This is a genomic window from Streptomyces sp. RP5T (assembly GCF_003933965.1).
GTDB lineage: Bacteria > Actinomycetota > Actinomycetes > Streptomycetales > Streptomycetaceae > Streptomyces.
Genome location: NZ_RSAJ01000005.1, coordinates 22,762 through 46,832, shown reverse-complemented (window position 1 = coordinate 46,832; position 24,071 = coordinate 22,762). Strand labels below are relative to the sequence as shown.

Here is a 24,071-nt window from a genome sequence, read left to right as displayed (position 1 = left end):
GGGGTGGGCCGGCCTCTCGGGGTGCTCGACGGGCACCGGCACGCGCGCGTGGAGGCCGTTCGCCTTCTGGACTCCCACGATGTCGGCCACGATGCGCTCGGCGTAGACCAGGCCCTCGAGGAGCGAGTTGGAGGCGAGCCGGTTCGCGCCGTGCACCCCGGTGCAGGCGACCTCGCCGCACGCGTACAGGCCCGGGACGGTCGTACGGCCCCGGGGGTCGGTGCGCACGCCGCCGGAGGCGTAGTGGGCGGCCGGTGCGACCGGGATGGGCTCGGTGACCGGGTCGATGCCGTGGGCGCGGCAGGCGGCCAGGATCGTCGGGAAGCGGTGCTCCCACATCTCGGCGCCGAAGTGCCGGGCGTCGAGGAACATGTGCTCGGTGTCCCGCTCCTGCATGCGGCGCGTGATGCCCTTGGCGACGATGTCCCGGGGCGCCAGCTCGGCCAGTTCGTGCTGCCCGACCATGAAGCGCACGCCTTCGGCGTCGACCAGGTGGGCTCCCTCGCCGCGCACGGCCTCGGAGACGAGCGGCTGCTGTCCTTCGGCGTCCGGGCCGAGGAACAGCACGGTGGGGTGGAACTGCACGAACTCCAGGTCGCTGACCTCGGCTCCCGCGCGCAGGGCGAGCGCCACGCCGTCGCCGGTCGACACGGACGGGTTGGTGGTCGCGGAGAACACCTGGCCCATGCCGCCGGTCGCGAGGACCACCGCGGGGGCGTGCACGGCACCCACGCCGTCGTGCTGGCCCTCGCCCATGACGTGCAGGGTGACGCCCGCCGTGCGGCCGTCGGCGTCGGTGAGCAGGTCCAGCACGAGCGCGTTCTCGATCGTGCGCAGGCCCCGCGCGCGGACGGCCTCGACGAGCGCGCGGGAGATCTCGGCGCCGGTGGCGTCACCGCCCGCGTGGGCGATCCGGCGCCGGTGGTGGCCGCCCTCGCGGGTGAGCTCCAGGTCGCCCTCCTCGGACTCGTCGAAGTGCGCGCCGGTCGCGATCAGCCGGCGTACCGCGTCGGGTCCCTCGGTGACCAGGATCCGCACGGCCTCCTCGTCGCACAGGCCCACGCCCGCGACCAGCGTGTCGTCCAGGTGCTGTTCGGGGGTGTCGCCCTCGCCGAGGGCCGCGGCGATGCCGCCCTGCGCCCAGCGGGTGGAGCCGTCGTCGAGGCGGGCCTTGGTGACCACGACGGTCCTCAGGCCCTCGGCCTCGCAGCGCAGCGCCGCGGTGAGGCCGGCGACGCCGGAGCCCACGACCACGACGTCCGCGTCGATGGACCACCCGGGTGCGGGTGCGTGCAGTCGTATGCCTGTGCTGGTCACGAGGCGGCTCCGAAGGTCAGCGGGATGTTGTCGATCAGCCGGGTCGTCCCCACCCGGGCGGCGACGGCGAGGACGGCCTCGCCGGTGAAGTCGTCGTCGATCTCGGTGAAGTCGGACGGGTCGACGAGTGCGAGGTAGTCCAGGGCGAGCGGCGGGTCGAGGCGCCCGGCGTCGTCCAGGATCAGCCGGGCGGCCGCGCGGACCGCGGAGGGGGCACCCGGCAGGGCCTTGGCGACCGCGTGCGCGTCGGCGGCCGCGCGGGACTCGCCGAGGGCGCTCAGGGCCTCGGCACGCGCGTGCGTGGCGGGCACCTCGCGGGCCCGCGCGCGCAGCGCCTCCTGGGCCGCGTGCCGGTCGCGGCCCGCGAACAGCGCGCGGGAGAGCGCGAGCGCGGTGCGCCGTTGCCTCGCGTCGAGGTAGCGGTTGCGGCTGGAGAGGGCCAGGCCGTCGTCCTCGCGGACGGTGGGCACGCCGACGATCTCGACGCCGAAGTTCAGGTCGCGCACCATCCGGCGGATCAGGGCGAGCTGCTGGGCGTCCTTCTGGCCGTAGAGGGCGATGTCGGGGCGGGTGAGGTGGAGCAGCTTGGCGACGACGGTGAGCATGCCGTCGAAGTGGCCGGGGCGCGAGGCGCCCTCCAGGCGCTCCCCCATCGGGCCCGCGCTGATGCGCACCTGGGGCTCGCCGCCGGGGTAGACCTCGTCGACGGAGGGCGCGAAGACGGCGTCCGCGCCGGCGCCCTCGGCGATCTTGAGGTCGGCGTCCAGGGTGCGCGGGTAGCGGTCGAGGTCCTCGCCCGCGCCGAACTGAAGGGGATTCACGAAGACGGTGACGACGACCTCGCCGTCCGCTCCGGCGATCTCGCGCGCGGTGCGGATCAGGGTGGCGTGGCCTTCGTGCAGGGCGCCCATGGTCATCACGACGGCCCGGCGGCCCACGCGCGTGCGGGCGTGCAGTTCGTCGGCGGTGCGCAGCAGGGTGGTGGTCATCGGGCGTCCCCCTCGGCGCCGTCGGTCCCGGTGGCGAGTACCCCGAGGAGGTCCTCGGCGAGCTCCGGCTTGAGCAGGCCGTGGGCGAGCGCCCGGTCGGCGGTGGCGCGGGCCATCGCGAGGTAGCCCGCCACTGTCTGCGGGGCGTGCGCGCGCAGTTGCGTGACGTGCGCGGCGACGGTTCCGGCGTCACCGCGCGCGACGGGCCCGGTCAGGGCCGCGTCACCGGAGCGCAGAGCGTTGTCCAGGGCGGCGCCGAGCAGCGGGCCGAGCATCCGGTCGGGGGCCTCGACGCCGGCCGAGCGCAGCAGCTCCATGGCCTGGGCGACCAGCGTGACCAGGTGGTTGGCACCGAGGGCGAGGGCCGCGTGGTACAGCGGGCGCTTCTCCTCCTCGATCCACTCGGGCTCGCCGCCCATCTCGATGACGAGGGCCTCGGCGGCCAACCGCAGTTCCTCGGGCGCGGTGACGCCGAAGGAGCAGCCCGCGAGGCGCTGGACGTCCACGGGGGTGCCCGTGAAGGTCATCGCCGGGTGCAGGGCCAGCGGCAGCGCGCCCGCGCGCAGGGCGGGGTCCAGGACCCTCGCGCCGTAGCGCCCGGAGGTGTGCACGAGCAGCTGGCCCGGGCGCACCGCGCCGGTCTCGGCGAGGCCCTCGACGAGTCCGGGCAGGGTGTCGTCGGGGACGGTCAGCAGCACCAGGTCGGCGCGCTGCAGGACGTCCGCGGGGGTGACGAGCGGGACGTCGGGCAGCAGCAGCGCGGCCCGCCGCCTGGAGGATTCGGAGACTCCCGAGACGGCCACCGGCCGGTGCCCGGCGAGTTGGAGGGACGCGGCCAGCGCCGGTCCCACCCGGCCGGCGCCCACGACGCCGACGGTGAGCCGTGCGGGGCGGTCCTTGCTGTCTGGCTGTTGGGCTGTACTCACGCGTCGGCGGCCTTCCCGTTCCAGTCCGCATCTGGGTACCGGACGATTTCTCGTCATGTTAACGCGATCGGTTCGAGGGGCGTCCGGTTGTCCACAGGCTGTGGGTTTCCGTGGACTCCGGGTGCGCACACGCGCGTGCCCGGCCCCGGGGCCGCGCGAGATGATCCGCGCATGAGTGACGAAGAGGTGCGAGAGGCCGGACGGACGGCGGACGAGGGGCGACCCGAGCAGGTCACGCAGGGGGAGCCGACGGAACGACTCACGGAGGAGGAACGGCTCCTGCGCCGCCGCGCACGGCGCATCAGCGCCTACCGGAGCGCGGAGCGCTCACTGGCCCGCCTGGGACTGTTCGCACCCCTGCGTGAGCGCCTGGCACTGCTCGGCGACGCGGACGCGCTCCACAACCTGGACGAACCGGGTGACCTCTACGGCAACGGCGTCGTCGCCGCCCTGGAGGAGAAAGTGGCCGCTCTGCTCGGCAAGGAGGCCGCCGCCTTCTTCCCGACCGGCACGATGGCCCAGCAGGTGGCGCTGCGCTGCTGGGCGGGCCGCACCGGCAACCCCACCGTCGCCCTGCACCCCCTGGCCCACCCCGAGGTGCACGAGCGCGACGCCTTCCGGGAGGTCTCCGGACTGCGCCCGGTCCATGTGACGAGCGAACCGCGACAGCCCACGGCAGACGAGATACGCGGCTTCGAGGAGCCCTTCGGGGCGCTGATGCTGGAACTGCCGCTGAGGGACGCCGGTTTCGTGCTGCCCACCTGGGAGGAGCTCACCGAGGTCGTCGAGGCGGCGCGCGAGCGGGACGCGGTGGTGCACTTCGACGGGGCCCGCCTGTGGGAGACGACGGTCCACTTCGGGCGCCCCCTGGCCGAGATCGCGGACCTCGCCGACAGCGTCTACGTGTCGTTCTACAAGTCGCTCCAGGGCTTCGGCGGAGCCGCGCTCGCGGGCCCGACGAGCCTGGTCGAGGAGGCGAGGACGTGGCGGCACCGCTACGGAGGCACGGTGTTCCAGCAGTTCCCGACCGCCCTGTCGGCCCTCGCCGGACTGGAGCGCGAACTGCCGAGGCTGCCCGAGTACGTCCACCACGCGCGCGTGGTGGCCGCCGCGCTGCGCGAGGGGTTCGCGCAGGCCGGGGTGGCGTGGGCGCGGGTCCACCCCGAGGTGCCGCACACCTTCGACTTCCAGGTCTGGCTGCCGTACGGCGTCGACGAGCTCTCCGAGGCGGCGATCCGGCAGTCGGAGGAGACGGGGACGGCCTTGTTCATCAACCCCTGGGACGCGAAGGGCCCGGACCTGTCCATGACCGAGGTGTACGTCCGCGCGGCCGCCCTGGAGTGGACGGCGGCGGACGTACGGGCGGCGGCGGTGGACTTCGCCGCCCGGCTGCGGGAGGTGGCCGGCTAGGCGGTCAGCAGCCGGGGCGGACCCGTCGGTGCGCGCGGTGGCGCAGCACGTGCCGCAGCCACCCGCGGGCCGGCCGCCCCGCCAGGACCGCCCGGAAGCGCCGGTACTCGCGCAGCTCGCGCAGGATCCGCACGTCGTGGGTGCCGGGTGCGGGCGGGACGGGGGTGCCGAGGTGCCGGGCGCGGTGGGTGTCGAGGAGGTGCTGCTGGGTGAGGCTCATGCCCCCAGGCTGGGGCGGGACGGCGGTCGCGTCGCGTCGATTGACAGCCCCCGTCAATCGACGACGGCGTTGTCAGTGGCGGGGTGCACCATGAGGTCATGAGCGTGCGCATCGACATCGCGGGGCTGCGGCCGGAGAGGGTCGCCGTCGTGCCCTCACCCCTGGCCGAGCTCGGCATGGCGCTGCACGCGCTGGCCGAACCGGGGCACCATCCGGGGCTCCAGGCCTGGGTGACGGGCGTGACCGCGCGCCTCGACCCGCACCTGGCCGACCGGATGTGCGAGGCGGATTTCCTGTGGCGGACGACGTTCTCGGACCTGTTCATGCCGTTCGCCGGCGTCGCGGGCCGCACCACGCTCCCCGGGGCCTGCATCGCCGAGGACCTGGACCTGCTCGACAAGCTGACGGACGAGCAGTTCGTGGACGCGGCCCTGGAGTTCACCTGCGCGCTTCCCTACTGCTCGCACGGCCCGAGCGCGCTCTCCGACAGCGCGCTGCACCGGCGGGCCCTGGAGCTGGCCGCGTCACGCGGACCCCGGCAGGTGCGGTTCGCCGAGCGGCTGCTGGCCGACCCGCCGCGGATCCGGGCCTGGTTCCGGCAGTTCGTGGAGGACTGCGACGAGGCGTTCTTCGCGGACACCTGGTCGCGGCTGCGCCACCAGCTCGCGGCGGACGCCCGCCACAAGACGGACCTGCTGCGCCGCAAGGGGCTCGCGGAGGCGCTGACCGCGGTGTCGCCCGCGGTCACGCTCGACGAGGCGGCCGGCCGCATCACGGTCGACAAGCTGGGCACCGGGCACAGCGCCACCGCGGAAGGGGGTCTGCTGCTGGTCCCCACGAGCCTGGGCTGGCCGCACCTGAGCGTCCTGCACCGGTACGGCTGGCAGCCCGCCCTGCACTACCCGGCCGGCTCCCCCGAGCTCGCCGCCCCGCCCTCGGTGGAGCAGCTGGCCCTGCGCCTGACCGCGCTCTCCCATCCGGTCCGGATGCGCCTGTGCCGGCACCTGGCCCGCAGCGCCCACACCACCAGCGAGCTCGCCCAGGTGCACGGCATGACCGCACCGGAGATATCCCGGCACCTGAGCGTCCTCAAGAAGGCGGGCCTGATCACCACCCGCCGCCGCGGCCGGTACGTCCTGCACCAGCTGGACGTCACCGTGGTGGCCCGGCTGGGCAGCGACTTCCTGGAAGGGATCCTGCGCTAGCCGGCCCGGGGCCCGGCGAGCGGGACCTCAGCCCTAAAGGCTGTTGCACAACGGCGAACTCGCGCAGATCCAGCCATCGACAGCAAGGTCAACTGCCCGAATATGAATGCCTTCCTGCCGCCTTGGAACTCCGCATGAAGGAGACCCGGAAGATCGACCAGCCGTTGCGCAACACGCCCTAGCCGCCCGCGCGCACCAGCCCGGTCTCGTAGGCGAGGACCACCACCTGCACCCGGTCCCTGAGGCCCAGCTTGGTCAGGATGCGGCCGACATGGGTCTTCACCGTCGCCTCGGACAGCACCAGCCGGGCCGCGATCTCGCCGTTGGACAGTCCCTGCGCGACCAGCACCATGACCTCGCGCTCGCGGCCGGTGAGCCGCTCCAGCTCCTTGTGCTGGGGTTCCTTGCCGGTGGTGGGCAGCATGGGAGCGAACCGGTCGAGCAGGCGCCGGGTCGTCGAGGGGGCGACCACGGCGTCACCGCTGTGCACCGAGCGGATCGCGGTGAGCAGCTCGCCGGGCGGCACGTCCTTGAGCATGAAGCCGGAGGCACCCGCCTTCAGTCCGGAGAAGGCGTACTCGTCCAGGTCGAAGGTGGTCAGGATCAGCACCTTCGGCGGGTCGGGCTCCGAGCAGATGCGGCGGGTGGCCTCCACACCGTCGAGCTTCGGCATGCGGACGTCCATCAGGACCACGTCCACGGCGGTCGAGCGCAGCACCTGGAGGGCCTCCACACCGTCCCCCGCCTCCGCGACGACCTCCATGTCCGGCTGGGCTGCGAGCACCATCCGGAACCCGGTGCGCAGCAGCACCTGGTCGTCGACGAGCATCACGCGGATCGTCATCGGGCCTCTTCCGTTTCCTCGGGGTCGTGCGGCAGGTCGCCATGGGGGCGTGACAGGTGTCAACAGGGGGCGTGCGTGAATGTCAATGCGCTGGTTTGAGCGGCAGCAGCGCGCTGATCCGGAATCCTCCGCCGGGGCGGGGGCCCGCGTCCAGGGTGCCGCCGACCATGCCGACCCGCTCCCGCATGCCGATCAGGCCGTGGCCGGCGCCGTCGGCGCCGCCCTCCTCGTACAGCTCGTGCGGGGCGCCCTTGCCGTCGTCCTCGACGAGCAGGCCGAGGCCGTCGTCGAAGTAGACCAGGCGCACGCTCGCCCCCGCGTTCGGCCCGCCGTGCTTGCGGGTGTTGGTGAGCGCCTCCTGCACGATGCGGTACGCGGTCAGCTCGACGCCGCTGGGCAGCGGGCGCGGGGTGCCCTCGATCTTGAAGTCGACGGGGAGCCCGGAGCCGCGGCACTGCTCGACGAGGTCCTCGATCTGCTCGACGTCGGGCTGCGGGACGTACTCGCCGCCCTCCTGGTGCTCGCCCGTGCGCAGCACGCCCAGCAGGCGGCGCATCTCGGCGAGCGCCTGCCGGCCGGTCGAGGAGATGGTCTCCAGGGCCTTCTTGGCCTGGTCGGGCGCGGCATCGAGGACATAGGCGGCGCCGTCGGCCTGGACGACCATGACGGACACGTTGTGCGCGACCACGTCGTGCAGTTCGCGGGCGATCCGGGCGCGCTCGGCGGCGACGGCGACCTTCGCCTGCGCCTCGCGCTCCTTCTCCAGACGGGCGTTGCGCTCCTCCAGCTGCGCGAAGTAGGCGCGCCGGGTGCGGATCGAGTCGCCGAGCACCCAGGCCAGGGCGAACGGCACGGTCTGGAAGATCACGATCGCGACGTTGCCGAGCACACCGGAGTGCTCGTTCGGCCAGCGCAGCTGCGCGACGGGGGCGGCGCACAGGCCGATCGTCAGCGCGAGCCGGGACGCCCAGCGGGCACCGGTGGCGGCCACGGTGTAGACGATCACCAGGAAGGCGAAGTCGGCGGAGGTGGTCTCCACGTCCAGCGCGACCTGCGCCACACCGAGCCCGATGGCCAGCAGCAGCATCCGCTCCGGCATGAGTCTGCGCAGCGCGATCACCAGGCACAGCAGCAGGACGATCGGAACGATCGTCATCGGGGACCCGGTCCCCTGGGACTTCCCACGGACGGTTTCGCTCGCGAGCGAGATCCCGAGCAGGAAGACGGCCCAGAAGGCGTCCACCCCTGTCGGGTGCCTGCGGAGGAAGTCATAGAGGCGCTGCACGTAACCCAGCGTAGGGAAGCGTGATGTGTGCAGGGGTCAACCGGAGGACCGATCCGTGCCGGCCGCGCGTACTCCCCAAGGTGGAGGCCCCGTTCGCCTGTGCGCCTAGCCTGACGGCGTGACCAATGACACGACGGACGGCTGGACCGGCTGGCGGGCCGCCACCGAGGCCGCGCTCTACGGCCCGGACGGCTTCTACCGCAGGCCGGAGGGGCCGGCCGGACACTTCCGTACGTCCGTGCACGCCTCCGCGTTGTTCGCCGGGGCCGTGGCCCGGCTGCTGTGCCGCCTCGACGTGGCGCTGGGCCGGCCCGCCCGGCTCGACTTCGTCGACATGGCCGCGGGATGGGGCGAGTTGGCCGCAGGCGTCCTCGCCGCCCTGCCCGCGGAGGTGAGCGCCCGTACGCGCGCGTACGCCGTGGAGATCGCCGACCGTCCCGCCGGCCTGGACCACCGGATCGAGTGGCTGTCCGAGCCGCCGAGCCGCATCACGGGCCTGCTGTTCGCCAACGAGTGGCTGGACAACGTACCGGTGGAGATCGCCGAGACGGACTCCGCGGGCGTGCCGCGCCGGGTTCTCGTACGACGGGACGGCCGCGAGCGGCTCGGGGAACCCGTCGCGGGTGCGGAGGCCGAGTGGCTGCGGCGCTGGTGGCCGCTGCCGGCCGAGGAGGGGCTGCGGGCCGAGATCGGACTGCCCCGGGACGAGGCCTGGGCGGCGGCGGTCGCCACGGTCGGGCGGGGTCTGGCCGTCGCCGTCGACTACGCGCACACGGCGGCCGCGCGTCCCCCCTTCGGGACGCTCACCGGCTTTCGCGAGGGGCGCGAGAGCGCACCCGTGCCGGACGGGTCGTGCGACCTCACGGCCCATGTCGCGCTGGACGCGTGCGCGCTCCCCGGAGGGCGCCTGCTGGCCCAGCGCGACGCCCTGCGCGCCCTGGGCCTCACGGGCACACGCCCCCCGCTCTCCCTGGCGTCCGCACAACCCGCGGAATATCTGCGCGCCCTCACGCGCGCCGGCGAGGCCGCCGAGCTCACGGCGGCGGGCGGCCTCGGCGACTTCGGCTGGCTCCTCCAGCCCGTCGGCCTCGACGGCCCGCTCGTCGACGCCCTACTTGTCGATGTCCCCGACCACGAAGAACAGTGACCCGAGGATCGCCACCATGTCCGCGACCAGCGTGCCCGGCAGCAGCTCCACCAGCGCCTGGATGTTGTTGTACGAGGCCGAGCGCAGCTTGAGCCGGTACGGGGTCTTCTCGCCCTTGCTGACGAGGTAGTAGCCGTTGATCCCGAGCGGGTTCTCGGTCCACGCGTACGTGTGCCCCTCGGGAGCCTTGAGGACCTTGGGCAGGCGCTGGTTGATCGGCCCGGGCGGCAGTTCGGCGAGCCGGTCCAGACAGGCGTCGGCGAGGTCGAGGGCGTTGTGGGTCTGCTCCAGGAGGACCTCGAAGCGGGCCAGGCAGTCGCCCTCCTGCCGGGTCACCACCTTCAGGGTGTCCTGGAGCTCCCCGTAGGCGAGGTACGGCTCGTCGCGGCGCAGGTCGAAGTCGACGCCCGAGGCACGCGCCACGGGGCCGCTCACGCCGTACGCGTGGACGGTCTCCGGCGCGAGGACGCCCACGTCCCGGGTGCGCCCCCGGAAGATCTCGTTGCCGAGCACCAGGTCGTCGAAGCGGTCCATGCGCGAGCGCACCGCGGCGACCGCGGCACGCGCACGCGTGGCCCAGCCGGCCGGCAGGTCCTCCTTGAGGCCGCCGACGCGGTTGAACATGTAGTGCATCCGGCCGCCGGAGACCTCCTCCATGACGTTCTGGAGGACCTCCCGCTCGCGGAACGCGTAGAAGACCGGGGTGATGCCACCGAGCTCCAGCGGGTACGAGCCCAGGAACATCAGGTGGTTGAGCACCCGGTTGAGCTCGGCGAGCAGCGTGCGCGTCCACACCGCCCGCTGCGGGACCTCCATGCCGAGCATCCGCTCCACGGCGAGGACCACGCCCAGCTCGTTGGAGAAGGCCGACAGCCAGTCGTGGCGGTTGGCGAGCATGATGATCTGGCGGTAGTCGCGTGCCTCGAAGAGCTTCTCCGCGCCCCGGTGCATGTAACCGATCACCGGCTCCGCGCTCATGATGCGCTCGCCGTCCAGGACCAGCCTCAGCCGCAGCACGCCATGGGTGGACGGGTGCTGCGGTCCGATGTTGAGCACCATGTCGGTGCTCTCCGCGGCGCCGCCGATGCCGACCGTGGTCTCCGTCGTGGGAGTCATGGACACAGTCTCTCCTACGTACGCTGGCCCCATGGAGACGGGGAGCGGGCAGGACACAGAGGTCGCGGGGGCCGAGCCGGTGTGGACCGGGCTGCCGCCGGGGCTGCTGCGGATGCGGCGGCTGTTGCTGGTGGTGTGGCTGGGACTGCTCGCGGTGGCCCTCGGGCTGCTGCTCGGGCTGCTGTGCGGGCCGGTCTGGGCGGCGTTCGCGCTGCTGCCGCTCGCCCTCGCCGGCTGGGGCTGGGTGATGCTCGGCCGCAACTGGCGCTCCTGGCGCTACGCCGAGCGCGCCGACGACCTGCTGATCAGCCGGGGCGTGCTGTGGCGCGAGGAGACCGTCGTGCCGTACGGCCGCATGCAGCTGGTGGAGGTCACCTCCGGTCCGGTGGAGCGGCACTTCGGCCTGGCCAGCGTCCAGCTGCACACCGCCGCCGCGGCGACCGACGCCACCATTCCGGGCCTCGACCCGGCCGAGGCGGAGCGGCTGCGGGACCGGCTCACCGAACTCGGCGAGGCCCGATCGGCGGGCCTGTGACGACGCCGGGCGTCGACGACGCCGTGGACGAGAAGGCGGCCGTCACCGAGCGGCGGCTGCATCCCATAACGCCGCTCAGGCGGGCGTGGGCGCCGGTCGCCGTCGTCATCGGATGGGCCGTGCACGACCCCGACCAGGCGCAGCGCCAGCTGACCCGGCTGACCACCACCACCCTGCTGCTCGCGCTCGCCGTCATCGTCCCGGCCGCCGCCCTGTACGGCTTTCTCACCTGGTGGTTCACCCACTTCGCGGTGACCGACACCGAACTGCGCATCCGTACCGGCCTGTTGTTCCGGCGCACCGCGCACATCCGGCTGGAGCGGATCCAGGCGGTCGACGTCACCCAGCCGCTCCTCGCGCGCGTGGCGGGTGTCGCCAAGCTCCGGCTGGACGTCGTCGGCGCCGACAAGAAGGACGAGCTGGCCTTCCTCGGGGAGCGCGAGGCGCGGGCGCTGCGCGCGGAACTCCTGGCGCGCGCCGCCGGGTTCGCCCCCGAGACCGCGCACGAGGTCGGTGAGGCACCGGCGCGCGAGCTGCTGCGCACGCCTCCGCGTGATCTCGCGCTCTCCCTCGTGCTGACGGGCGCCACCTGGGGGGCGCTGGTCGCCGCCCTCGTCGTACCGCCGCTGCTGTGGTGGGCCACCCACAGCCTGTGGACGGTCCTCGCGACCGCCCTGCCGCTGCTCGGCGCGGCGGGGGCGAGCAGCGTGGGGCGGTTCGTCAGCGAGTACGACTGGACGGTGGGCGAGTCCCCGGACGGCCTGCGCATCGACCACGGCCTCCTGGACCGCACCCACGAGACGGTGCCGCCGGGCCGGGTGCAGACCGTGCGGATCGTGGAGCCGCTGCTGTGGCGGCGGCGCGGCTGGGTGCGGGTCGAGCTGGACGTGGCCGGGTCGTCCAACTCCGTGCTGGTGCCGGTCGCTCCGCGCGAGGCCGCCGAGGCGGTCGTCGCGCGCGTGCTGCCCGGGGTGACCGTGCCGCCGCCGGCGGAGCTGTCCCGGCCCCCGCGGCGGGCCGGGCGGTGCGTGCCCCTGTGGTGGCGCGGCCACGGACTCGCCGTCACCGACACGGTGTTCGCCTCCCGGCAGGGGCTGCTGCGCCGGAGCCTGGCGCTCGTCCCGCACGCGAAGGTCCAGAGCGTACGGCTCTCGCAGGGGCCCTGGGAGCGGCTGTGGCGGGTCGCGGACGTGCACGTGGACACGGGAGCGAACAAGACCGTCACGGCCCGTCTGCGGGACGCTCAGGAGGCCGCGGTGCTGCTCGGGGCGCAGGCGGAGAGGTCGCGTACGGGACGGAAAGGGGCACGGCCCGACCGCTGGATGGTCTGACCGTGCCCCTCGCGAACCGTCGTAAGTCCGTCAGGAGACCGCGCTGCGCAGCCCCTGAAGGTTGATCTGTTCGGTCTCGTCGTGGGCCGTCAGGTCGATGACCTGGCCGATGCCCCGCGACTCCTCGTCGGCCGGCTTGAACTCCGCCTCCGACTCGGCCTTGTGCAGGGCGAGGGCCTCCTGGCCGACGACGTCGGCGAGGTCCTCGTTCTGCACGGCCTCCAGGGCGTCCCGCGAGGCACCCGCCTTCGTGCCGAAGAAGTCGAACCCGCCCTCGACCCGCGGGCGTCGCACGGGAGCCGTGGGCACGACCGCCACCGCGGTCGGCGCGATGAAGTGCCCGGCGGGCTGCTGCTGCGGCTGGGCGGCTCTCGCCGGGGTGGTGGCGGCCGCGTGCTCATGCCCGTCGACCGCCTCGGGCTTCCCCCGCGCCTCGTCCTCCCGCGCGGCCTCCGCCTCGGTACCGGCGGTGGCCGACGGCCCCTTGGAGTCGGCCCCGGCCTTGGGGGCGGGCTCGGGAACGGCCTTGGGTTCGGCCTTGGGAGCGGCCTTGTGGCCGGCCTTGGGATCGGCCTTGGCCTTCGTCCCGGCCTTCGCCTTCTCCCTCGACTTCTCCTTCGTCGTGACGGCCCCGTCGCCTTCCGCGTCGAGCCGCGTCAGTGCCGCGTTCGCCCGCAGGAACAACCGGGACCCCTCCGGGGAGAAGATCGCGGGCCGCTGCGGCTTCTCCTCGGAAAGACCCTCCGAAGCGTCCGAGTCCTCCGCGGCCTCCACGACCTCGGTCCCGGTCAGTGTCTCGTCCTCGGCAGCCACCGCCACGGACTGCGCGTCGGCCTGCTCGGCCGGCGGCAGCTCCCGCACCGGGGCGGCTTCTATCTCCAGCAGTCGGCGGCCCTCCAGGGCGCTCGCCCGCTCGGTCTCCGCCGTGGCGTACCGCCGCAGCAGCGCCGCGTGTTCGTTGCGCAGCCCCGCCAGTTCCGCGCGCTTCGCCCGCAGCCGCTGCTCCAGCTTGACGCGCAGCTCCCGCGACTCCTCCAGATCGGTCTCGAGTTCGGCGACCCGCTCCTCGTGCCGCCACTCGTCGCTCGCACGCGCGCGCGTGAGGTCGGCGACCTGCTTGCCCGCCTGCCCGTCCCAACGGCGCATGACGGCCGCCCCGACGACCGCGACCGCCGCGGCGAACGCGGCTATCACGCGCAGCACGGCCTGTTGCGAGAACACCCAGGGACCGAAGGCACAGACGAGGGAGACGCCTGCGATCGCCGACGGAGGCAGCAGCCTGTGCAAAGGCGGGGAATGGCGGTGACGTCCACGTGGCATGGCCAGAAACTTACCGCGAGTAGGCGAACCATGGTGCCCCGCCCCGTAAAAACACAGCCATACCGCGACCTTCACACGGCATCAGGAATCGCGACCGCCGCCGAATTCGGCATATTGATCACTCATCGATCGCTCGTCGATCACCCACCGGCCACTCACCGGCCGCTCAACCGCTCGCTGACCCACTCCAAGGTCGCCGGGATCTCCCGCCGCCAGGTGGTGAAGTTGTGCCCGCCGCTTTCGAGGATGATCGACGAGATCCGTGTCGTTTCCGTCGCCTTCACCCGCTCTATGAACTTCAGGGTGTCCTTGTAGTTCTTCTCGCCCACCTTGCTGCTGCTGACGAGCAGTGAGGTGTCCGGCGCGGGCAGGTGCTTGAGGCACCACCACAGGTTCGCGCGGTCGCGCAGCCCCTTGTCGCCCTGGAAGAGATCGCCCGTGGTCGGGTCGACGGGCGCGTTGTAGTACGGGGACAGCCCCGCCCCCGCGGCGTACACCCCGGGGTGGTGCATGGCGAGCTTCAGCGCGCAGTAACCGCCCGTGGAGTCCCCGATGATCCCCCAGCTGCCCGGCTCCTTGCCCACCCTGTAGTGCGCGCCCACCGCCTGCGGAAGGTCCTTCGCGAAGAACGTCTCGGTCTGCGGACCGTCCGGAACGTCCGCGCACTCGGTGTCGCGCGGGGGCGCCACCGTCGGCCGCAGCATCACCAGGATCATCGGCTCCATACGGCCGTCCTTGGTGAGTTCCAGAGCCGTGCGCGGATAGTGGAGTTTGTCCACCAGCGCTCTCGCGGTGCCCGGATAACCGGTGAGCACGACCGACGCCGGGAAGGTGTGCGCGCGATAGCGCTCCTGGAAATACTCCGGCGGGAGATAGACGTACGCGGGAGACGCGATGTGCGAGGTCGGGCCGACGATGTCGACCTTCTGGACCTGCCCGACCGACGACGGCCGAAATCCGCCCCTGCCGGGCACGCCCCCGATCTCGGTCACCCTCAGGGGCCCGCCCGACCGGGTGCCCGGCGTGTGGTCCACCACCACGCCCTGGTCGGTCTCCTGGCCGAACAGGTCGGCCCAGGAGGCGTAGAACCCGAACGTCTGGTTGGCGACCAGTCCCACCACCACGAAGATCGAGAGCTGCGTCGCGAGCAACAGCCCGACGCGGCCGCTGACGGACCGCCAGCCACGGCGCGCCAGCCGCGGCCAGAACCACACCGTGCCGACGAAGAGCACCACGGTGGCCAGGACCGCCGGCACCAGCGTGTTGTTGCTCGTGAGACCCATTGCTTGCTTTCGCTTTCCTCGGCCTTTGAAACGGCTTTGAGGAGGTGAGTGAACCTCTCCTCACGAGACACCGTCCTAGAGGGCGCAATGTCGCCGGATGCCCGAATCAGGGCTCCGGATCCAAAGTCACTCGCAGAACCACGGGATGCGATGTCTGTCAGGACAGATGAGGAAATGTCGGGCGGGGTTCCGATCCGATCAACACGGCTGCGGCGTGCCCTGCACGGCCCGCGCCCCGAGGCAGTCCCCGTCCTCGTCGCCAGAGCCTGCACGCTCGTGGGCCTGCTGGACATCGCCGCCGGCGTCTTCCCACGCTTCCGGCACAGCCGTATGCACACCCTCGCCGAAGTGCTGCCCGGCGCGCTCGGCCCGTTCGCGGCGGCGCTCTCACTGAGCACCGGGGTGCTGTTGCTACTGCTCGCCCACGGCCTCAGGCGCCACAAGCGCCGGGCCTGGCGGGCGGCCGTGGCGCTGCTGCCGGCGGGCGCGCTGGCGCAGTTCACCTACCGCCACTCGCTCCTCGGCGCCGCCATCTCGCTCGCCCTGCTCGTGCCGCTGGTGCGCCACCGCGACCAGTTCAGGGCGCTGCCCGACCCGCGCAGCCGCTGGCGCGCACTCGCCAACTTCGTCCTCATGGGCGCCGGTTCCCTGGCCCTCGGCCTGATCATCGTCAGCGTCCACCCGCACCGCATGGTCGGCAACCCGAGCCTGGCCGACCGCCTCACGCACGTCCTGTACGGCCTCTTCGGCTTCGAGGGCCCCGTCGACTACCAGGGCGACACCTCGTGGACCGTCGGCGTCTCGCTCGGCGCCCTGGGCCTGCTCACCGCGATCACCACGATCTACCTCGCCTTCCGCCCCGAGCACCCCGCCGCACACCTCACCGAGGAGGACGAGTCCCGTCTCCGGGCGCTGCTGGCCAAGCACGGCGGCCGCGACTCCCTCGGCCACTTCGCGCTGCGCCGCGACAAGGCCGTCGTCTTCTCCCCCAGCGGCAAGGCGGCCGTCACCTACCGCGTCGTCTCCGGTGTGATGCTCGCCAGCGGCGACCCGATCGGCGACGTGGAGGCCTGGCCCGGCGCCATCGAGCGCTTCATGGACGAGGCCAAGGCGCACTCGTGGACCCCCGCCGTCATGGGCTGCTCGGAGACCGGCGGCGAGGTCTGGACGCGCGAGACCGGCCTCGACGCCCTCGAACTGGGCGACGAGGCGGTGGTGGACGTCGCGGATTTCTCGCTCGCCGGCCGCGCGATGCGCAACGTCCGCCAGATGGTCAAGCGCATCGAGCGGGCCGGTTACGAGACCCGGGTACGGCGCGTCCGTGACCTCGGGGAGACCGAACTGGAGCGCATCCGGCAGGCCGCCGACGACTGGCGCGGCACCGACACCGAACGCGGCTTCTCGATGGCCCTGGGCCGCATCGGCGACCTCGCCGACGGCGACTGCCTCATCGCCACCGCCCACAAGGCGGACGACCAGCCCGGCCCGTACGGCGACCTCAAGGCGATCCTGCACTTCGTGCCGTGGGGCACCGACGGCGCCTCCCTCGACCTCATGCGCCGCGACCGCTCGGCCGACCCCGGCATGAACGAACTGCTCATCGTCGCCGCCCTCCAGGCGGCCCCGAAGTTCGGCATCACACGCATGTCGCTGAACTTCGCGATGTTCCGCTCCGCGCTCGCCCGCGGCGAGAAGATCGGCGCCGGCCCGGTGCTGCGCGCCTGGCGGGGCCTGCTCGTCTTCCTGTCCCGCTGGTTCCAGATCGAGTCCCTGTACAAGTTCAACGCGAAGTTCCAGCCCCGCTGGGAGCCCCGCTTCGTCGTTTACCGAGCCTCCGGCGACCTCCCGCGCATCGGCTTCGCCGCCATGCAGGCCGAGGGCTTCGTCAACCTCGCCCTCCCGTTGCCGCGCTTCCTGCGCCGCCGCTCGCACACCGCACGCGCGTGTGCCCACGCGGGGCCTAGGCTGAACGTATGAGCAAGCACAGCGGACGCGGGCGCGTCGCCGGTCTTCCGGAATGGGACCGCTGCGCGGTCATGGGAGTCGTGAACGTCACCCCCGACTCCTTCTCCGACGGGGGCCGCTGGTTCGACACGACGGCCGCCGTCAAGCACGGCCTGGCCCTCGTCGAGGAGGGCGCGGACCTCGTCGACGTCGGCGGCGAGTCCACCCGCCCCGGCGCGACCCGCGTCGACGAGGCCGAGGAACTGAGGCGCGTCGTCCCCGTCGTCCGCGGCCTCGCCGCCGAGGGCGTCACCGTCTCCGTCGACACCATGCGCGCCTGTGTCGCCGAACAGGCCCTCGCCGCCGGCGCCCGTCTCGTCAACGACGTCAGCGGCGGCCTCGCCGACCCCGCCATGATCCCGGTCGTCGCCGACGCGGGCGCCCCCTTCGTCGTCATGCACTGGCGCGGCTTCCTGGAAGGCGGCAACGTCAGGGGCGTCTACGCCGATGTCGTCGCCGAGGTCGTCGACGAACTCCACGCGCGCGTGGACGCCGTCCTCGCGGGCGGCATCTCCCCCGACCGCGTGGTCGTCGACCCGGGGCTCGGCTTCTCCAAGGACGCCGAGCACGACCTGGTCCTCCTCTCCCACCTCGACCGCCTCCTGGGCCTCGGCCACCCGCTCCTCGTCGCCGCCTCCCGCAAACGTTTCCTCGGCCGGGTCCTCGCCGGCCCGGAGGGCGCCCCGCCGCCCGCGCGCGAGCGCGACGCCGCCACCGCCGCCGTCTCCGCCCTCGCCGCGCACGCCGGCGCGTGGGCGGTGCGCGTGCACGAGGTGCGCGCCACCGCCGACGCGGTACGGGTCGCCCGCGCCGTGGAAGGAGCGCGCACCGACGGCGCGCACGCCGCCGACAGCGGCGCGGAAGGAGCCCGGTGAGCGCCCCCCACACCGACGTCGAGCAGGTCGAGGCCGCCAACACCGCCTTCTACGAGGCACTGGAGCGCGGCGACTTCGAGGAACTGTCCTCGCTCTGGCTCACCCCCGCCGACCTCGGCGTCGACGAGAGCTACCACGACCCGGCCGACGTCGGCGTGGTCTCCTGCGTGCACCCCGGCTGGCCCGTGCTGACCGGACGCGGCGAGGTCCTCAGGTCGTACGCGCTCATCATGGCCAACACCGACTACATCCAGTTCTTCCTCACCGACGTGCACGTCTCCGTCACCGGCGACACCGCCCTGGTGACCTGCACCGAGAACATCCTCAGCGGCGGCCCTGCGCCCGAGGGCGACGGGGAACTCGGCCCGCTGGTCGGCCAGCTCGTGGTCGCCACGAACGTCTTCCGCCGCACGCCCGAGGGCTGGAAACTCTGGTCCCACCACGCCTCCCCGGTACTGGCCGAGAACAGCGAGGACGAGGACGGGGAAGCCAGCTCCTGAACCCGGCTCTGCACCCGGCCGGCCCAAGAAGTGGTTGGAATCACGAGCCCCTGGGTATGGGCGGCTACCAACCCGTGAGCCGCCGGGTTCCCCAGGGGAAACACACGGTGAAACCTCCTGGACCCGGCACCGGCCGCGCCCCCGTGGCCCGGCCCTGTCAGTGCTCGCAGGTAGATTCGTTCGAGGCCGGGGTACCGCCCGCACACGGTACGGACCGGCCGTCACCGACGATTGCAGGAGTGATTCGCGTGGATCGTGTCGCGCTGCGCGGCCTGAAGGCCCGCGGGCACCACGGTGTGTTCCCCGAGGAACGGCGGGAGGGCCAGACCTTCGTCGTGGACCTCGTCCTCGGCCTCGACACCCGGCCGGCCGCCGCCGACGACGACCTGACGAAGACCGTGCACTACGGCGTCGTGGCGGAGGAGGTCGTGGCCGTCGTCGAGGGCGAACCCGTCGACCTCATCGAGACCCTCGCCGAGCGCATCGCCCAGGTCTGCCTGAAACACGAACGGGTAGAGGAGGTCGAGGTCAGGGTCCACAAGCCCGAGGCACCGATCACCGTGCCCTTCGACGACGTGACCGTCACCATCACCCGGAGCCGAGTATGACCGCGTCCTTCGCCGCGGGTCACAGCGACCCGACCGTACAGCCGGTGCCCGCCTCCGTCGTGCAGCAGGTGGACGCCGCCGACACCACCCTCCACAACCCCAAGCGCGCCGTACTCTCCCTCGGATCCAACCTCGGCAACCGACTGGAGACCCTCCAGGGGGCCGTCGACGCCCTGGAGGACACCCCCGGCGTCCGCGTCAAGGCCGTCTCCCCGGTGTACGAGACGGAGCCGTGGGGCGTGGACGCCGACAGCCAGCCCTCGTACTTCAACGCGGTCGTCGTACTGAAGACCACACTCCCCCCGTCCTCCCTGCTGGAGCGGGCGCACGCGGTCGAGGAGGCCTTCAACCGGGTCCGGGACGAGCGCTGGGGCCCGCGCACCCTCGACGTCGACATCGTCACGTACGCCGACGTGGTCCGCGACGACCCGGCCCTCACCCTGCCCCACCCCCGCGCCCACGAGCGGGCCTTCGTGCTCGTCCCCTGGCACGACGTGGAGCCCGAGGCCCAGCTGCCCGGCCGCGGCCCGGTCGCAGCCCTCCTCGACGCCGTCACGCGAAACGGCGTGGAACCCCGCGGGGACCTGGAACTCCGGCTGCCCGAATAGCCGTTAAGGTCAAGACGACCACTGTCCGTGGGACCGCCCAAGGACCTCGGGGGAGCTGAAGGGGCACCGTGAAAGAGCTGCGCATCAGGCTGCTGGCCGCCGTCTTCGCCGTGGCCGGGATCCTGTCCTGGGCGGGCGCCCGGCTGTGGAACTCGATCGGGACCCTGCCCAGCGTCCCGCTCGCCGCCCCCATCGTCCTCGCCCTGATCGCCGTGGTCCTCATGGCCACGGCGCTCTCCCTGCGCGCCCGCCTCAAGGCCCAGCGCGAGCGCGTCCCCGACGCGAAGGGCGTCGACCCGCTGATGGCGGCCCGCGCGGTCGTCTTCGGCCAGGCCAGCGCCCTGGTCGCCGCCCTGGTCTCCGGCATGTACGGCGGCACCGGCGTCTTCCTCCTGGAGTCCCTCGACATCCCCGCCCGCCGCGACCAGGCCATCTATGCCGGCTTCTCGGTCCTCGCCGGCATCGCGGTCATAGCGGCGGCGATCTTCCTGGAGCGAGTCTGCAAACTCCCGGAGGACGACGACCACAACTCGGGCGCCGCGTCGACGGCGTGACGGTCACCAGGGCTCCCGGGCCAGATGACCGTTGATCAGGAAGCTCGGGCTGGATCGAGTCGGTAACTGTGGAGAGTGAAGGGCTTCGGGCTTTCCACTCGGCGAAGACGCACCTCACGCACCTCGGTCCACGCGGATTCCCTGAGTTCCAGTGCATGCTGTTCGGGTTTGAAGATGCCACGTGAGGGCCAGCTCTCGGCCACGACCAGATGTGAGGCCCCTCCATCACGCCGAGGGGTGAATCGGGCGCCGATGACGCGGGCGAGTTCCGCAAGGAAAGGCACGTTGGCACTGACCAGCAATCGGCCACGCCAGCTCTTGGACCTGAATCCGTCTCCGTCGGTGTAGCCGTCCAGGAAACCCTCGAACGTCTCCCGGTCCCGCAGGACGACCCGCGGAAACCGCTGCCGCATGTGATGCGCGTCGCCGCCCACGTACTGCCTCATCAGGTCAGCCAGATACGACGAGACCACACGTACCCGGTATCCCGGCGCATCACGCTGAAGGTAGCCCGAGGGGCGCGTCACCGATTCCAGACGGGTCGGCAGCCCGGTCGCCGTCGTGAGACAGGCTGCGAACCGTGCGGCGAACGCCTCGTCGTTGACGACCAAGGACACATAGTTCCTGCCGACCGTTCCGTCCGCGCAACTCGCCCCGATCATGTACCCCGGCTCGTAACCGGGTCTGACGACCAGGCGCTGACGACACAGCTTGCGCGCGTGGGTCCAGGCGAGAACCGTCCCGTGGGTGTCTCGCGCGTGAACCCACCCGTCCGGTGTGCCCAGCATCTGATCCGGCGCAACCCTGAAGGTCACGTGGTCGGTGACGACGTCCACCACCTCGCGGACCTTGGCGGTCGTCACCTGTGTCACCACCGTCTGCACCGTCCGGTCCCCGTCCAGGGCCCAGAGGCGGCACCCGACCCGCACACTCCGCGCCTGGAGACGGCCTCCCACCGCGTTCACCGTCTGCTTGCTCGGCAGCCCGTACCCCACCGTGATCCCCCTCGGTCACCGTCCAGAACTGGCCGAGGAACGTACACGGCACCACTGACAATCCGGTCAGCGCGCCAATATGAGGCTCATCGCCTCAGCCCGGGTCGTAGCGTCCCGAAGCTGCCCCCGCACCGCCGACGTCGTGGTCTTGGCGCCCGGCTTGCGAATGCCACGTACAGACATGCACATGTGCTCGGCCTCGATGACGACGATCGCGCCGCGAGCCTCAAGGATCCGCATGAGGGAGTCCGCGATCTGCGTGGTGAGTCGTTCCTGCACCTGTGGCCGACGAGCGAACACCTCCACGAGACGCGCGAGCTTCGACAAGCCCGTGATCTTGCCCGTGTCAGCCGGGATGTAGCCGACATGAGCCACGCCGTGGAACGGCAGAAGATGATGTTCGCACAGAGATACGATTTCAATGTCCTTCACCAGGACCATCTCATCGTGCCCCAGATCGAACGTCGTCGTCAGAACGTCCTCAGGCACCTGCCAAAGCCCCGCCAGGATCTCCCGATACGCCCGCGCCACCCGCCCCGGCGTCTCCCGGAGGCCCTCGCGGTCCGGGTCCTCGCCGACCGCGATCAGCAGTTCGCGGACCGCGCTCTCGGCGCGCTTCTCGTCGAACTCGCCGATGGAGCCCTCGCCGTCCAGCGTCACGGGGTCGGTCATCTGGTGCCTCGTTCCTAGAGTCCCTCACGGCCGAAAAACGCCGCGCCCCCCAGGCTAAAACCTGGGGGGCGCGGCATCCATTCCGGGCCCGGTGCGCTCACCGGGGCGGTACGGGTGAGCGTCAGCTCTCGGGGCGCTCCTCGGGAACGGCCTCCGTGGCCGGCTCCGACGAGGTGGCCTTGGCGGTGCTGATCGCCGGGGCCGCGCCGTTGGCGCCGTTCGTCAGTGCGAGCTCCTTGGGGGAGAGCACCGGCGGACGGGTGGACGGCGTGCGGCGCGAGGAGCCCGTCCAGGCCGGGCGCGGGGGACGCTTGACGATGGGAGCGAAGATCTCGGCGATCTGCTCCTTGTTCAGCGTCTCCTTCTCCAGCAGCTGGAGCACCAGCTGATCGAGGACGTCGCGGTTCTCGACCAGGATCTCCCAGGCCTCGTTGTGCGCGGTCTCGATGAGCTTCTTGACCTCTTCGTCGACCAGCGCGGCGACCTCTTCCGAGTAGTCACGCGGGTGCGACATCTCACGTCCGAGGAACGGCTCGGTGTTGTCGCCGCCGAACTTGATGGCGCCGAGACGCTCGGTCATGCCGTACTGGGTGACCATCGCGCGGGCCGTCGCCGTGGCCTTCTCGATGTCGTTCGCGGCGCCGGTGGTCGGGTCGTGGAAGACCAGTTCCTCGGCGGCGCGTCCGCCCAGCATGTAGGCGAGCTGGTCGAGCATCTCGTTGCGGGTGGTCGAGTACTTGTCCTCGTCCGGCAGGACCATGGTGTAGCCAAGGGCACGGCCTCGGGAGAGGATCGTGATCTTGTGGACCGGGTCGGAGTTCGGGGAGGCCGCCGCGACCAGGGCGTGTCCGCCCTCGTGGTACGCGGTGATCTTCTTCTCCTTGTCCGACATGATCCGGGTCCGCTTCTGCGGGCCCGCCACCACACGGTCGATCGCCTCGTCCAGCATGGAGTTGTCGATCAGCTTCTTGTCGCTGCGGGCGGTGAGCAGGGCGGCCTCGTTGAGGACGTTGCTCAGGTCCGCGCCGGTGAAGCCCGGCGTACGACGCGCGACGGCCGACAGGTCGACGTCGGGCGCGACCGGCTTGCCCTTCTGGTGGACCTTGAGGATCTCCAGACGGCCCTGCATGTCCGGTCGGTCGACCGCGATCTGGCGGTCGAAGCGGCCGGGGCGCAGGAGGGCCGGGTCGAGGATGTCGGGCCGGTTCGTCGCGGCGATGAGGATCACGCCGCCCTTGACGTCGAAGCCGTCCATCTCGACGAGCAGCTGGTTGAGGGTCTGCTCGCGCTCGTCGTGACCGCCGCCGAGGCCGGCGCCGCGGTGGCGGCCGACCGCGTCGATCTCGTCGACGAAGACGATCGCCGGGGCGTTCGCCTTGGCCTGCTCGAACAGGTCACGGACTCGGGAGGCACCGACACCGACGAACATCTCGACGAAGTCGGAACCGGAGATCGAGTAGAACGGCACGCCGGCCTCGCCCGCGACGGCGCGCGCGAGCAGGGTCTTGCCGGTGCCGGGGGGGCCGTACAGCAGTACGCCCTTGGGGATCTTCGCCCCGACGGCCTGGAACTTGGCCGGCTCCTGGAGGAACTCCTTGATCTCCTGGAGTTCCTCGACGGCCTCGTCCGAGCCGGCGACGTCCGAGAACGTCGTCTTCGGGGTGTCCTTGGTGATGAGCTTCGCCTTGGACTTCCCGAAGTTCATGACCCGGGAGCCGCCGCCCTGCATCTGATTCATCAGGAACAGGAAGACGACCACGATGAGGACGAAGGGGAGCAGGGAGAGCAGGATCCCGACGAAAGCGTTCTGCTTCGTCGGAGAGACGGTGTAACCGTCGGGGATCTGCTTGTCCTGGTACTTGTTCTGCAGCACGGTGGCGAGGTCACGGCCCTGGTCGCCGATGTAGCTCGCCTGGATCTTCGAGCTGCCCTCGACCTTTTCGCCGTCCTTGAGCGAGACCTTGATGGTGTTCTCGTCGCCGGTGGTCAGCTTGGCTGATTCGACCTTGTTGTCATTGATCGCCTGGACGACCTGGCCGGTGTCCACCGTCTTGTAGCCGCCGGACGAGCCGACGACCTGCATCAACACGACCACGGCAAGGACGGCCAGCACGATCCACATGACCGGCCCACGGAAGTATCGCTTCACGTCCATCCATACGGAGCGGTGTCGCCCCGTCCCTCCTGCCATAGTGAGTTTGATAAGACAGTTCTTCTGACGGTACCCCAGCATCGTCGCCCGAAGCGGCACGGGAGGGCTGGCGGGCCCGTCTGCATGCTCCAACGGCGCGAAACCCGCGAGGGTTCCCGATCGTCCTACAAAGACG

At 71.8% G+C, this 24,071-nt stretch carries 23 protein-coding genes; 11 read left to right on the top strand and 12 right to left on the bottom strand.

What is annotated here, in order from left to right:
• The 3 genes from EHS43_RS01155 to EHS43_RS01145 all read right to left on the bottom strand — a co-directional run.
• Positions 1-1,317, bottom strand: a 1,317-nt coding sequence (locus EHS43_RS01155) for an L-aspartate oxidase (protein ID WP_125188569.1), incomplete at its 3' end; no start/stop codon positions are given.
• Positions 1,314-2,306: a pantoate--beta-alanine ligase gene (gene panC, locus EHS43_RS01150; RefSeq protein WP_125188567.1), complete on the bottom strand. Its 993-nt coding sequence runs from the start codon at positions 2,304-2,306 to the stop codon at positions 1,314-1,316. The genes panC and EHS43_RS01155, both read right to left, overlap by 4 nt.
• On the bottom strand, positions 2,303-3,232 hold the full coding sequence (locus tag EHS43_RS01145; protein ID WP_125188565.1) for a Rossmann-like and DUF2520 domain-containing protein: 930 nt from the start codon (positions 3,230-3,232) through the stop codon (positions 2,303-2,305). The genes panC and EHS43_RS01145 overlap by 4 nt, the downstream gene beginning before the upstream one ends.
• A 171-nt stretch (positions 3,233-3,403) precedes the next feature.
• Between EHS43_RS01145 and EHS43_RS01140 the strand changes: the two genes are divergently transcribed.
• Positions 3,404-4,642: a low specificity L-threonine aldolase gene (locus EHS43_RS01140; protein WP_125188563.1), complete on the top strand. Its 1,239-nt coding sequence runs from the start codon at positions 3,404-3,406 to the stop codon at positions 4,640-4,642.
• Positions 4,643-4,646: 4 nt separating this feature from the next.
• Here the strand turns inward: EHS43_RS01140 and EHS43_RS01135 are convergent, their stop codons facing one another.
• On the bottom strand, positions 4,647-4,862 hold the full coding sequence (locus EHS43_RS01135) for a hypothetical protein (RefSeq protein ID WP_125188561.1): 216 nt from the start codon (positions 4,860-4,862) through the stop codon (positions 4,647-4,649).
• A gap of 98 nt (positions 4,863-4,960) precedes the next feature.
• On the opposite strand from EHS43_RS01135, the gene EHS43_RS01130 reads away from it, so the two are divergent.
• Positions 4,961-6,067 (top strand): DUF5937 family protein, encoded by a 1,107-nt coding sequence (locus tag EHS43_RS01130; protein ID WP_125188559.1) that lies wholly within the window; start codon positions 4,961-4,963, stop codon positions 6,065-6,067.
• A gap of 178 nt (positions 6,068-6,245) precedes the next feature.
• Here the strand turns inward: EHS43_RS01130 and EHS43_RS01125 are convergent, their stop codons facing one another.
• The gene (locus EHS43_RS01125) at positions 6,246-6,911 is read right to left on the bottom strand and encodes a response regulator transcription factor (RefSeq protein WP_125188557.1); all 666 of its coding nucleotides are present in this window, start codon (positions 6,909-6,911) and stop codon (positions 6,246-6,248) included.
• An 82-nt stretch (positions 6,912-6,993) separates the two neighbouring features.
• Complete coding sequence (locus EHS43_RS01120; RefSeq protein WP_125188555.1) at positions 6,994-8,196, bottom strand: sensor histidine kinase; 1,203 nt, start codon at positions 8,194-8,196, stop codon at positions 6,994-6,996.
• Between the two features lie 118 nt (positions 8,197-8,314).
• Between EHS43_RS01120 and EHS43_RS01115 the strand changes: the two genes are divergently transcribed.
• Positions 8,315-9,343: an SAM-dependent methyltransferase gene (locus EHS43_RS01115; RefSeq protein WP_125188553.1), complete on the top strand. Its 1,029-nt coding sequence runs from the start codon at positions 8,315-8,317 to the stop codon at positions 9,341-9,343.
• Here EHS43_RS01115 and EHS43_RS01110 read toward each other — a convergent pair.
• Positions 9,308-10,459, bottom strand: coding sequence for an NADH-quinone oxidoreductase subunit D (locus EHS43_RS01110; protein ID WP_125188551.1), 1,152 nt, complete (start codon positions 10,457-10,459; stop codon positions 9,308-9,310). The genes EHS43_RS01115 and EHS43_RS01110 overlap by 36 nt on opposite strands.
• A 31-nt stretch (positions 10,460-10,490) precedes the next feature.
• Here EHS43_RS01110 and EHS43_RS01105 point away from each other — a divergent pair, with 31 nt between their 5' ends.
• Together EHS43_RS01105 and EHS43_RS01100 are read left to right on the top strand one after the other, a co-directional pair.
• Entirely contained in the window at positions 10,491-10,994 is a 504-nt protein-coding gene (locus EHS43_RS01105; protein ID WP_125188549.1) for a PH domain-containing protein, read from the top strand.
• Positions 10,991-12,325, top strand: a complete 1,335-nt coding sequence (locus EHS43_RS01100; RefSeq protein ID WP_125188547.1) for a PH domain-containing protein — start codon at positions 10,991-10,993, stop codon at positions 12,323-12,325. Before EHS43_RS01105 ends, EHS43_RS01100 begins: the two co-directional genes overlap by 4 nt.
• Positions 12,326-12,355: 30 nt before the next feature.
• Here the strand turns inward: EHS43_RS01100 and EHS43_RS01095 are convergent, their stop codons facing one another.
• Positions 12,356-13,612, bottom strand: coding sequence for a hypothetical protein (locus EHS43_RS01095; RefSeq protein WP_185806075.1), 1,257 nt, complete (start codon positions 13,610-13,612; stop codon positions 12,356-12,358).
• A gap of 188 nt (positions 13,613-13,800) precedes the next feature.
• On the bottom strand, positions 13,801-14,928 hold the full coding sequence (locus tag EHS43_RS01090; protein WP_125188543.1) for an esterase family protein: 1,128 nt from the start codon (positions 14,926-14,928) through the stop codon (positions 13,801-13,803).
• A 174-nt stretch (positions 14,929-15,102) separates the two neighbouring features.
• On the opposite strand from EHS43_RS01090, the gene EHS43_RS01085 reads away from it, so the two are divergent.
• The 6 genes from EHS43_RS01085 to EHS43_RS01060 all read left to right on the top strand — a co-directional run bounded on the left by EHS43_RS01085 (position 15,103) and on the right by EHS43_RS01060 (position 20,077).
• Complete coding sequence (locus EHS43_RS01085) at positions 15,103-16,905, top strand: phosphatidylglycerol lysyltransferase domain-containing protein (RefSeq protein ID WP_125188541.1); 1,803 nt, start codon at positions 15,103-15,105, stop codon at positions 16,903-16,905.
• On the top strand, positions 16,902-17,807 hold the full coding sequence (folP, locus tag EHS43_RS01080; protein WP_125188539.1) for a dihydropteroate synthase: 906 nt from the start codon (positions 16,902-16,904) through the stop codon (positions 17,805-17,807). The genes EHS43_RS01085 and folP overlap by 4 nt, the downstream gene beginning before the upstream one ends.
• The gene (locus EHS43_RS01075; RefSeq protein WP_125188538.1) at positions 17,804-18,307 is read left to right on the top strand and encodes a nuclear transport factor 2 family protein; all 504 of its coding nucleotides are present in this window, start codon (positions 17,804-17,806) and stop codon (positions 18,305-18,307) included. The genes folP and EHS43_RS01075 overlap by 4 nt, the downstream gene beginning before the upstream one ends.
• A gap of 248 nt (positions 18,308-18,555) precedes the next feature.
• On the top strand, positions 18,556-18,915 hold the full coding sequence (folB, locus tag EHS43_RS01070) for a dihydroneopterin aldolase (protein WP_260470330.1): 360 nt from the start codon (positions 18,556-18,558) through the stop codon (positions 18,913-18,915).
• Complete coding sequence (folK, locus tag EHS43_RS01065) at positions 18,912-19,523, top strand: 2-amino-4-hydroxy-6-hydroxymethyldihydropteridine diphosphokinase (protein ID WP_125188534.1); 612 nt, start codon at positions 18,912-18,914, stop codon at positions 19,521-19,523. Before folB ends, folK begins: the two co-directional genes overlap by 4 nt.
• A gap of 68 nt (positions 19,524-19,591) precedes the next feature.
• Positions 19,592-20,077: a DUF3180 domain-containing protein gene (locus EHS43_RS01060; protein WP_125188532.1), complete on the top strand. Its 486-nt coding sequence runs from the start codon at positions 19,592-19,594 to the stop codon at positions 20,075-20,077.
• A 35-nt stretch (positions 20,078-20,112) separates the two neighbouring features.
• Here the strand turns inward: EHS43_RS01060 and EHS43_RS01055 are convergent, their stop codons facing one another.
• The 3 genes from EHS43_RS01055 to ftsH form a co-directional block, all read right to left on the bottom strand.
• Complete coding sequence (locus tag EHS43_RS01055) at positions 20,113-20,961, bottom strand: hypothetical protein (RefSeq protein WP_260470329.1); 849 nt, start codon at positions 20,959-20,961, stop codon at positions 20,113-20,115.
• A gap of 177 nt (positions 20,962-21,138) precedes the next feature.
• A complete protein-coding gene (folE, locus tag EHS43_RS01050) occupies positions 21,139-21,744 on the bottom strand; it encodes a GTP cyclohydrolase I FolE (protein ID WP_125188530.1) in 606 nt (201 codons plus the stop codon).
• A gap of 121 nt (positions 21,745-21,865) precedes the next feature.
• Positions 21,866-23,899: an ATP-dependent zinc metalloprotease FtsH gene (ftsH, locus tag EHS43_RS01045; RefSeq protein WP_125188528.1), complete on the bottom strand. Its 2,034-nt coding sequence runs from the start codon at positions 23,897-23,899 to the stop codon at positions 21,866-21,868.
• Positions 23,900-24,071: the final 172 nt, after the last annotated feature.